The organism is Specibacter sp. NPDC057265 (genome assembly GCF_042668835.1).
Lineage (GTDB): Bacteria > Actinomycetota > Actinomycetes > Actinomycetales > Micrococcaceae > Specibacter.
The window spans coordinates 145,576-155,614 of the sequence record NZ_JBHUYE010000007.1; the positions used below are offsets into that span (position 1 = coordinate 145,576).

General features: G+C 60.7%; 8 protein-coding genes. 6 read left to right on the forward strand and 2 right to left on the reverse strand.

Annotated elements, in window-relative coordinates; genetic code table 11:
• Positions 1-6: 6 nt before the first annotated feature.
• Positions 7-636 carry a histidine phosphatase family protein gene (locus ACFUCV_RS07645; RefSeq protein ID WP_380814147.1) on the reverse strand — a complete coding sequence of 210 codons (630 nt, stop codon included), beginning with the start codon at positions 634-636 and terminating at the stop codon, positions 7-9.
• On the reverse strand, positions 633-2,135 hold the full coding sequence (locus tag ACFUCV_RS07650) for a CCA tRNA nucleotidyltransferase (RefSeq protein WP_380814149.1): 1,503 nt from the start codon (positions 2,133-2,135) through the stop codon (positions 633-635). The genes ACFUCV_RS07645 and ACFUCV_RS07650 overlap by 4 nt, the downstream gene beginning before the upstream one ends.
• 127 nt (positions 2,136-2,262) lie before the next feature.
• Between ACFUCV_RS07650 and ACFUCV_RS07655 the strand changes: the two genes are divergently transcribed.
• From ACFUCV_RS07655 to ACFUCV_RS07680, 6 genes are all read left to right on the forward strand, one after another.
• A complete protein-coding gene (locus ACFUCV_RS07655) occupies positions 2,263-2,814 on the forward strand; it encodes an NUDIX hydrolase (protein WP_380814151.1) in 552 nt (183 codons plus the stop codon).
• Between the two features lie 37 nt (positions 2,815-2,851).
• Entirely contained in the window at positions 2,852-4,789 is a 1,938-nt protein-coding gene (locus ACFUCV_RS07660; protein ID WP_380814153.1) for a lipid II flippase MurJ, read from the forward strand.
• A 133-nt stretch (positions 4,790-4,922) separates the two neighbouring features.
• On the forward strand, positions 4,923-6,311 hold the full coding sequence (locus ACFUCV_RS07665; protein WP_380814154.1) for an ABC transporter substrate-binding protein: 1,389 nt from the start codon (positions 4,923-4,925) through the stop codon (positions 6,309-6,311).
• 125 nt (positions 6,312-6,436) lie between these two features.
• Positions 6,437-7,393 carry a thioredoxin-disulfide reductase gene (trxB, locus tag ACFUCV_RS07670; protein ID WP_380814156.1) on the forward strand — a complete coding sequence of 319 codons (957 nt, stop codon included), beginning with the start codon at positions 6,437-6,439 and terminating at the stop codon, positions 7,391-7,393.
• 16 nt (positions 7,394-7,409) lie between these two features.
• On the forward strand, positions 7,410-7,736 hold the full coding sequence (gene trxA / locus ACFUCV_RS07675; protein WP_380814158.1) for a thioredoxin: 327 nt from the start codon (positions 7,410-7,412) through the stop codon (positions 7,734-7,736).
• Between the two features lie 1,418 nt (positions 7,737-9,154).
• A partial coding sequence (locus ACFUCV_RS07680; protein WP_380814160.1) for a DUF222 domain-containing protein occupies positions 9,155-10,039 on the forward strand: 885 nt, incomplete at its 3' end.

The following is a 10,039-nucleotide window of genomic DNA, read 5'->3' on the forward strand; positions in this document are numbered from 1 at the left end:
GCCAAGTTACAGTCCCCACTGCTCCACGGCTGGAGTCTTTTTGTCCCAGCCCAGCGTGCAAACCTTCGCCGTGCCCAGCACAAAGTGCCTGCCGGCAGTTGCGGGCAGGCCCAGCCAGCGTGCTGTGAGAATGCGCAGGAAATGCCCGTGGGCCACCAGCAGCACATTTGCCGGGGCGCCGTCGTGCCGTTCCAACCCGCGGACCCGCTCCACAATCAGGTCCGCCCGGGCAGCCACTTGAGCCAAGGACTCGCCATTGGGGACTCCGTCGTCCCAGATGAGGTACCCGGCATTTCGGGCGCGCACCACTGCACTGTCAATGCCTTCGTAATCGCCGTAATCCCATTCGACAGCGTTGGGCTCCACCACTGCCTGCGGAAAACCCGCCAGGGTGGCCGTCAGGTGGGCACGCTGCAGCGGCGAGGTGAGAACCAGATCAAAGTCGACGCCGTCGAGCGCCCTTTGCGCCGAACGCGCCTGCTCCTGGCCAATTTCCGTCAAGGGAATATCCGTCAGTCCCGTGTACTGGCCACTGCGGGACCAGGCCGTCTCCCCATGGCGCAGCAGCCAGAGTTTGGGGCCCCCTGGCACTGGGGGCACTGTTGACGGCAGGGACGGCACTGAAGAGCTGTTCATGATTTTCCTAAGGTGTTAATGGGTTCCGCAGTCTCCTGCGCCGCTGGTGCCGCAGCCAGAGCAGCCTGCGCCTCCGGTTGCCGCGCCCACCATTGCAGCAGCGCCGCCTCGGCTTTTTCACGCCCCAAGGGCCCCTGTTCCATCCTCTGCTCCAGCAGGTGGCTGTAGGCACGGCCCACAACGGGTCCCGGTTTAATGCCCAGCAGTGCCATGATGGCGCCGCCGTCCAGGTCCGGGCGGATGGCGTTGAGCTCCTCCTGCTCGGCCAGCACGGCAATGCGCGCCTCCAAGTCGTCGTAGGCGAAGGACAGGCGCTCGGCCTTGCGTTGATTGCGGGTGGTGACGTCGGAGCGTGTAAGCCTGTGCAGGCGTGCCAGCAGCGGGCCGGCATCGGTGACATAACGCCTTACTGCCGAATCGCTCCATCCCGCTTCGCCGTAGCCGTAAAAGCGCATGTGCAGCTCCACCAGGCGGGACACGGCCTTGGTGGTGTCATTGTCAAAGCGCAGGGTTTTCATGCGCTTTGCCGTCAGCTTGGCCCCGGCAAGGTCATGGTGGCGAAAACTGACAGCGCCGCCGGGTTCAAAACGGCGGGTCTTGGGCTTGCCGACGTCGTGCATCAGGGCAGCGAAGCGCAGCACAAAGTCCGGGCCGGGCACAGCACCGTCGGGGCCGTCCTCCAGTTCCACCGCCTGCTCCAAAACCTGCAACGAATGCTGGTAGACGTCCTTATGCCGGTGGTGCTCATCATTTTCCAGCTTGAGCGCGGGAATCTCCGGCAGCACCAGTTCGGCCAAACCGCTCTCCACCAAAATGTCCACGCCGGTGCGCGGGTGGGCGCCGCAAATGAGCTTGACCAACTCATCGCGGATGCGCTCGGCGGAAATGATGCTGATCCGCCCGGCCATGCCCTTCATGGCGGCCAGGACGTCAGGGTGCAAGGAGAACCCCAGCTGCGAGGCAAAGCGCGCGGCCCGCATCATCCGCAACGGGTCATCGGAAAATGAATCCTCCGCCGCCGCCGGGGTGCGCAGGAGCGCTGCGGCAAGGTCCTGCGCACCGCCGTAGGGGTCCACGAGCTCCAGCTCCGGCAAGCGCAGCGCCATGGCGTTGACACTGAAATCGCGGCGCTGCAGATCATCCACCAGTGAGGCGCCAAAAGCCACGATGGGTTTGCGGGAGTCGGGGTCGTAGGCCTCGGCCCGGTAAGTGGTGATTTCAATGAGCAGCACCTCCTTGTTCCGCTTGCGTTTGCGGAAACCAATGGTGCCAAAATCACGCCCCATCTCCCAGTGGGAATCGGCCCACCCGGCTGCCACGGCCAAAATCTGGTCCGGGGTGGCATTGGTGGTGAAGTCCAGATCGGGAGATGTCCGCTGCAGAAACAGGTCGCGGACGGGCCCACCTACAAGGGAAAGCTCATATCCGGCGTCGGCAAAGAGCTGTCCCAACTCAAGGACTGCTGGGTCAAGTTTGGTGGTGTCAGGGGTAAAATCCATGGTTACTTAAGAATGCCAGACTTTTCCGCAGCTGGGCTTGGCCGGGTTTCCCTGGCATTGGAATCCAGCCAAAATGCCCCTTGCACGCTGTCATCATCCCGGCGCAAAGATAGCTAGAGTGGACTGCATGGTTCACCCTGTGCCGCGCGCGCCGAAGAGGAACCCGTTGCTTCCGCCAACGGGTTCATCGGCCATGCCCGCGCCACAAAATGCCCCAAGCCAGCTTCCCACCGTGGAGGAAGTGTCAGCCGGCGGGGTGGTGGTCGAGGTGCACGACGGCGTCCCGCGGGTGGCCATTATTGCCCGCGTCAACCGTGGCGGCCGTCTTGAGTGGTGCCTGCCCAAGGGCCATCCGGAAGGTCAGGAAAGCCACGCTGAAGCGGCGGTGCGTGAAATTGAGGAAGAAACCGGCATCGGCGGGGAAATTTTGGCGCCCTTGGGCAGCATTGACTACTGGTTCACCGTCAGCGGCCACCGGGTGCACAAAACGGTCCACCACTTCCTGCTTCGGGCCACCGGCGGATTCTTGACCATTGAGAACGATCCGGACCATGAAGCCGTCGATGTGGCATGGGTTCCCCTGGATGAACTGGCCCGCAAACTCTCATTCCCCAATGAACGCCGCATAACCGATCTCGCCAGGGAACTGCTCCCGGAGCACTTCCAGCCCTGGCTCTAACAGCCTGTTCAGGGCCTCCAGTGAGATGATGGGATTGATGTCTTACCAAAAACGGGCCAACGTCCCGCCCCAGCCCACTGCCTCGCCACGATCCGCTGCCATGCAGGCCAGCACGGATACCTCCATGTTGGCCGTGGTTCAAGCGTCCCCGCAGGCAGCCATGCAGGCCCCGCCCTACACGCAGCGGCAACCAGTGGTTGCCGCTGCGGCCGACGCCGGCATGCCGCAGTCGGTAAAAAAGGCCACGGCGAACAAACACGGCGCCGCTTCGCAGACATCTGCTCCCGGCACGTCCGAAGGTGGGGAGCAGCACCCGGCCAAGCCTGCTGCGAGCGCGGCCCGCTCCAGCGCCTCCATGGCTGTGGGCACCCTGGCCTCGCGCATTTTGGGATTCGTCAAAGGGATTGTATTTGGCATTGCCGTCTTTGGCACCACCGTGGGCAACATCTTTGAAGGCGCCAACAACCTGCCCAACTTGATCTTTTTAATGATTGCCGGCGGCGTCTTCAATGCAGTGTTGATTCCGCAGATTGCCAAGGCCAGCAGACAGCCCGACCGGGGCTCCGACTTCATTTCCCGGCTGCTGACGCTGGGCGTGCTGGGCTTGTTGGCGCTGACAGCGGCTGTGCTGGTGCTCGTGACGCCCATTATGGGTTTGTCCACCTCCTTCACGGGCAAGCAGCTGGAGCTGGCCATCACCTTTGGCTTGTTCCTGCTGCCCCAGATTTTCTTTTACGGACTGTTTTCCCTCCTGGGCCAGGTACTTAACGCCCACAACTCCTTTAAGGCCTATGCCTGGGCGCCGGTGGTCAACAACGTGGTGGCGATTGCAGGACTGCTGGTCTTCATTGCCGTGGCGGGCAGCAATGCCAGCAACCCGCACTCCGTGGACAACTGGACGGTTGGCCAGTCGTGGATGTTGGCTGGGACGGCCACCTTGGGCATTGTGGTGCAGTCATTCGTGCTGTTGATACCCGTGCACCGGCTGGGCCTGAATTTGCGCCCACGCTTTGGCTTCCGGGGCACGGGTCTGGGGGCAACCGCCAAAGTGGCGGTCTGGACCATGGGCACCATGATCATTGGCAACTTAAGCTTCATCATCATTTTGCGGGTGGCCACCATTCCAAGCGGCGGTGACGGCACCCCCGATCCTGACTCCGTCATTCCCGGAATCCTGGTGCTTAACCGTGCCACCGAGCTGTACATCATGCCGCACTCAATCATTGCGCTGTCCATTGCCACAGTAATGTTCACGGCCATGTCCCATGCCGCAGCCAACAAGGACATGTCCGGCCTGCGGAATTCCCTGGCCGCAGCGCTGCGGAACACGGGCTTGGCAACCGTGTTTGCCGCCGTGGCCCTGGTGGTGCTCTCGGGGCCCTTTGGAATGCTCTTTGGCGGCGGCAGTGAGATCAATGCCCGCCAAGTGGCCACCACCTTGACCATTTTGGCCATTGGCGCCCCGCTCTACAGCATCAACTTCATCCTGAACCGGGTGTTTTACGCGCAGGAAAACGCCAGGACACCCTTCATCATTCAATGCATCATGGTGGCCATTGGCATGGGTTCGGCCCTGTCTGCGGCGCTTTTGCCCGAGGAGTTCATCATTTACGCCTTGGCGGCCAGCTACACCTTGACCAACGTTTTGGGTCCGGTGGTAAGCCACTTTTTCCTGCGGGCGCGGTTGGGCAACTACGGCGGCGGACTCATCCTGCGCGCGCACATGCGCTTTATTGCGGCGGCTTTGGTCGCAGGAATCGCAGGCGAACTGGCCCTGCACTTGTTCGGCAGTTCCACGCCGGGAGGTTTTATGTGGAGTTCCATGCCAGCGGCCGTGGTCACCATGGCAGTGGTCGGCACGGTGATGTTGGTAGTTTACGTGCTGCTTTTGAGGCTGCTGCGTGTTTCTGAAGTGGACGCCGTGCTCACTCCACTGCTGAGCAAAGTCCGCGGCCGGCTGCCTTCCCGGGGCTGATTGCATTTTGTGAACCAGCCGCAATGCATGCCACAACCATGGGACTGGGCGCTTTGTCCTATAGAATCAGTGAAAATACGGCTGAGTGCGCAGCACTTCCACAAGCCGCCATGCATGCAATGAGGAGGACTTGGTGCCACAACCCATCGATGTGGGCTCCATCCTTGGCGGCCGCTATAAAGTGACCGGCCGGATTTTGGCGTCAGCTGAGAACGACGTCATTCTGGACGGGCTGGACCAGGTCCTGAACCGTCCGGTCAGCATACTGGTGGCCGCAGTGGAGAACTCGCAGCACTTGATGCAGAGTGCACGCGAAGTGGCCACTGGCGGCCGCGTCTCCAACGTCTCCATCCTTGACCTGGGTGTGCAGGATGAGGCCACCTATCTCATTGCCTCAAGAACATCCCCGGCCGAATTGCTGGACCTTGTGGTTCCCACCGAGCCTGCGGAAGAGGTTTATCAGGAGCCGTTTTTCACCGACACGCTGGGCACGGAAATTTTTGGCACCAGCCGTGACCCTGCGCCGGTTGATGGACCTTACGTTTACGAAGACAACAGTCCCCTGACACCCGGAGAACCCCAGCCAGCGGTGTCCAAGAAGTCCCCACCGGCAACTGCGCCCGCCACGGCGGCGGTTCCGGCCAAAAAGATCAGCCCGGCTGCCGCCGTCGTGCCTCCCCTGGCCGCGCAAACCGCTGCAGCACCCAAGGTCACCCTGTGGGAGCAGGACGATTATGGCCCCCTCGAGGAGGACGGGCCGGAAACCGCTGCGCGACCGGCCGGGACATTCCCGGCAGAGCTGCGTGGGAATGACATTGATGACAGCTATGAGGATGATGAGCTGGACGACGACGACGTCTCCAACGCGCCCCGAACCGGCGGGCGTTGGCTGACCGGCGCCCTTTTCACCGTCCTGTTGATTGGCGCCCTGGTGTTCGCGGTGCAGCATATTGGCACGCTCTTTGGTGATACGGACAATCAGGCCGCGGACACCACCACTTCGGCCGAGGCCGCGCCATCTGACGCGGAACAGACCCCCTCTGCGCCCGCCGCTCCGGCACCTGTTGCCCCCGTCATTGCCGGGATAACCGACATCACCGCCTACGCACCCGGTGTGCAAAACTACGGTGAAGCCTATTTCCCCCGCCTCCAAGATGCCTTTGACGGCAACAAGGCCACCTACTGGCCCACGGTTGAGTACTCCGGAGCCGACTTCGCCGGCCTTAACACCGGCATCAACCTGGTTGTGGAGCTCGCCGCGGAATCCGACATCAGCTCGGTCACCATCAACCAATTGACCGGCTCCGGCGGACAGTTCAACATTTTGACCAACAGCACGCCCGGACTTGAGGGCGCCACCAAGATCGGCAGCGGCTCCTTCAGCGCTCCGGACTTCACCTTCACGGCCCCTCCCGGCGTCAAGGCCAAGTACGTCATCATCAGCTTCACGGAACTGCCCCGGCTTCAACCGTTCGTAACATATCCCTATGGTCTAAAGATCACTGAGATCAGCATCAAGTAAGCCCTTGGTTCCTCCGCTGCAGCCCTGTAGCGGAATATCCATCCAACCGTCCCTGTTATGAATGGTGAAGGTCCATGGACTGCATTCGGGCAGTCCGGTCACCGAAGGAAGAGGAAAACTCACTCGTGAGCACGCAAGCCACCCCCGCACATGATATCCGCGACGTCATCATCGTCGGCTCCGGTCCCGCGGGCTACACGGCAGCAATTTACACTGCCCGTGCGGATCTGAAACCTCTCATGATCGCCGGTTCCGTCACTGCCGGCGGTGAGCTGATGAACACCACCGAAGTGGAGAACTTTCCCGGTTTCCCCGAAGGAATCATGGGCCCGGACCTGATGGAAAATTTGGGTCAGCAGGCAGAGAAATTTGGCACCGAGGTGATGTACGACGACGTTACATCCGTGGAGCTTGAGGGTGCAGTCAAGACTGTTACCTTGGCCGATGGCCAGGAATTCAAGGCCCGCACGGTCATTATTTCCACCGGATCCGCATACCGTGAACTGGGTGTGGAAGGCGAGAAGCGTCTTGTTGGCCATGGCGTCAGTTCTTGTGCCACCTGTGACGGATTCTTCTTCAAGGGCCACAACATTGCCGTTATTGGCGGTGGCGACTCAGCCATGGAAGAGGCCATTTTCCTGACCAAATTCGCCGAGTCCGTCACCGTGGTCCACCGCCGCGACACCTTGCGCGCATCCAAGATCATGGCCGACCGGGCCCTCAACCACCCTAAGATCAACTTCATTTGGAACTCCGAGGTGGTGGAGGTCGAAGGCGAGAGCAAGGTCAGCGGCGTCCGCCTTAACAATCTGGTGACAGGTGAACAGTCCCAGTTGGCTGTGACCGGCGTCTTCGTTGCCATTGGCAACGACCCCCGCGTGGACCTGGTCAAGGGCGTTCTTGAGCTGACAGCGGCCGGAACCATTGCCGTTGCCGGACGGAGCTCCAAGACCAGTGTCGAAGGGGTCTTCGCTGCCGGCGACGTGGTCGATCCGACATACCGCCAAGCCATCACCGCTGCAGGTTCAGGATGCGTTGCTGCCTTGGACGTGGAGCATTTCCTGGCCGAGCACCATTCCTAAGAGAAAGTAGCTACTCATGAGCAATGCAAGCAATGCAACCGACGCAAACTTCAACGACACGGTCTTGAACTCAGAGAAGCCTGTCATTGTGGACTTCTGGGCCGAGTGGTGCGGCCCCTGCCGCAAACTCAGTCCTATCCTGGATGAGCTCTCCGTGGACTACTCCGAGAAGATCGAAGTGGTGAAAGTGGATGTGGATGCCAACCCCGGCATTGCAGCCAAGTACGGCATCACCTCGATTCCGGCCGTGTATTTGTTCCAAGGCGGCGAGGTCAAGAGCACGGTTATTGGTGCGCGCCCCAAGCAGTACTTTGAGAAGGAATTTGCTGACTATTTGAAGTAGGAAGTTAATTCACAAAGGCAGGCCGGACATTGTCCGGCCTGCCTTTGCTTAAAATGATCTATGGTGTTCGATTCCCCCAGATCGATCCTAAGGAATATTTTTTTGCACGGTCGGTGTGTGTCTGGGTAGCGGGTAGTCAATAGCGCCTGCCGATGATTCGAGTTTCACGTGAAACCTCTCTTCTGCAATAACGCTCTGACATTTTCGATCGATGGTCCCCATCCCGCCTTGCTTCACCTTGACGGGCAATTTGCCGATCAAAAGCAAGGGTCTGCCAAAGCGATCAAGGACGGCAATCACCAAGGACCCTTCACGTGTGCAGATTCCGCAAGGGCCAAAGTTCTTTTACCAAGCCCGCATCATATTTGAGGAACAATTCGGCCCCTCGGGTTCATCTCCCCGCGATGGGTCCGTGCCGGGCCTGGAGCACGTCAGGGCTTGGGGCATAGAGGTTTTCAGCACCACTCCACCAGGCCACTTCCGGCAGCCCACAGCACACTCGGTACCTGCCCCATATGGCCTGGCATGTGTGACTGGCGGACCCTGCTGGATCTGTTTGGCCCACCTGCAACCCCGCCTAAGCACAGCAACCAACGCAAAACGCGGCAGTCCCCCGGCCACCCTCGTTGCCCCGGGCAGGTTCTTCACAACACTGCTACCTTTGTGCTTTCAACCCCAAGATGCCTCCACATGAATTGTGTTGCAGGATCCGCCATCATTTCCGAACCAGCATTTAAACCCACATGGCGGCCACAAGCTTTCATCTCTGCCGGCACGCCACCGGGCCATCAACTGACAGAAACGTGGATCTGCGCCCACTGGTGCAGACAGCCACGCTTATCTGGCCGCCATACCTTCATCCTCTTGGCCAAATTGCGTCCCCCGAGATTCATAACGGAGGCATCCCTTGGAATCGCTTGATGGGGTTTCCAAGCCTTATCACTGGGCAGCGTGTGGAGTCTTGAAGCTGGGTAGCCCACAGTACCGGTTGAACCCCTAGTGCACATTGATGCTCAGACGGGCAATGTATTGAGACAATATGCCCACGAAATGTGAGATTCACTGTTCTCGAGGAAATGAGATGCAGGCCAGATCCTGAACTACGGGCACCAACAAATGGGGCTGACCGCAACAGGTAGGGACAGGATTTACATTGCCTGGTCTTGGCAGTTGGCTGGCGCGGCATTCAATGGACATGAATTCTGGCGCCGATTCAATGGGAAGATAGTTTCGAATAGCTTCTCGCTTCTCTTGTTCTACTCGTTGGTGGGGTTTATTATGGGGGTATGGGTAGTTCAGTGAATTTCCCGGCGGGTCCGGAGGGTTCATCCACCGCAGTTTCTGTGGCGGACCATATCACTGGGCTGACTCTTCCTTCTTTTTCCTCCCTTGCTGTGGATGTGGCTGGTTTGGCGGGGTTGCCTGATTTCCCTGTCCCTAATGCCACCTCGGAGGATCGTGGTTCCTCGCGGTTGGGTGGGGTGCGGGGCTTGTTGGATGATTGCACTGACGCCCTTGTTGCTTTGGGTGTGCATCGGAACCGGTGTGCGGCGTTGTTGGTGGTGTTGGTCGAACGCCTCCAAGCGGCCGCCCGGGTGGAGGGTGCGGTGTTGGGGTTGGATGCCTGGCAGCGCCAGACCCAGATGATGGGCATCCGGGCTGAGGTGGCCGGGTTGCTGACCATTACCGAAGCGGTCGCGGGGAAGCTGATGGATCATGCCGCGGTCCTGGTCCATCACCTTCCGGCGACGATGAAGATTTTTAGTGAGGGTGGGTTGGGGTGGGAGCAGGCGGTCGTGATTGCTGAGGAGACGACCGTGTTGCGGGACGCCGGGCACCCACAGTCCGTCATTGATGCTTTCGAACAGGTGTTGTTGGGAAAGGCCGAAGGGTGCGCGGGGTCGAGCTTCAGGGACAAGGCCCGGCGGGCAAGGGAACGCACCTTCCCGGACTCCATGGCAGCCAGGACGCGGCGGGCGTTCAAGGACCGGTCCCTACGCGTGGGCCGGGGACAGGACGGGATGGCGTGGTTGAGCTTGTTTGGGCCTTCCCCGACGGTCGCTGCGATCTTCTCCCAGTGCACCACCACCGCCCAAGCCGCCCAAGGACCCCACGAATCACGGACCCTAACCCAGTTGCGCGCCGATGTTGCCGCGGCCCTGCTGTTGGGCCAGACCATGGACGACAACCACATCCACACCCCACCAACACCACCAGTGCCAGAACCGGCGGAACCCACGCCAGCGCCGGCGGAGGCTGCCGCACCGGCACACGCCGTACCGGCGGAATCGGCGGAGGCTGCC

Excerpts from the sequence above, each read along its gene's own strand:
- ACFUCV_RS07645 (WP_380814147.1), bottom strand. The coding sequence starts at position 636 with ATGAACAGCTCTTCAGTGCCGTCCCTGCCGTCAACAGTGCCCCCAGTG.
- ACFUCV_RS07650 (WP_380814149.1), bottom strand. The coding sequence starts at position 2,135 with ATGGATTTTACCCCTGACACCACCAAACTTGACCCAGCAGTCCTTGAG.
- ACFUCV_RS07655 (WP_380814151.1), top strand. The coding sequence starts at position 2,263 with ATGGTTCACCCTGTGCCGCGCGCGCCGAAGAGGAACCCGTTGCTTCCG.
- ACFUCV_RS07660 (WP_380814153.1), top strand. The coding sequence starts at position 2,852 with ATGTCTTACCAAAAACGGGCCAACGTCCCGCCCCAGCCCACTGCCTCG.
- trxA (WP_380814158.1), top strand. The coding sequence starts at position 7,410 with ATGAGCAATGCAAGCAATGCAACCGACGCAAACTTCAACGACACGGTC.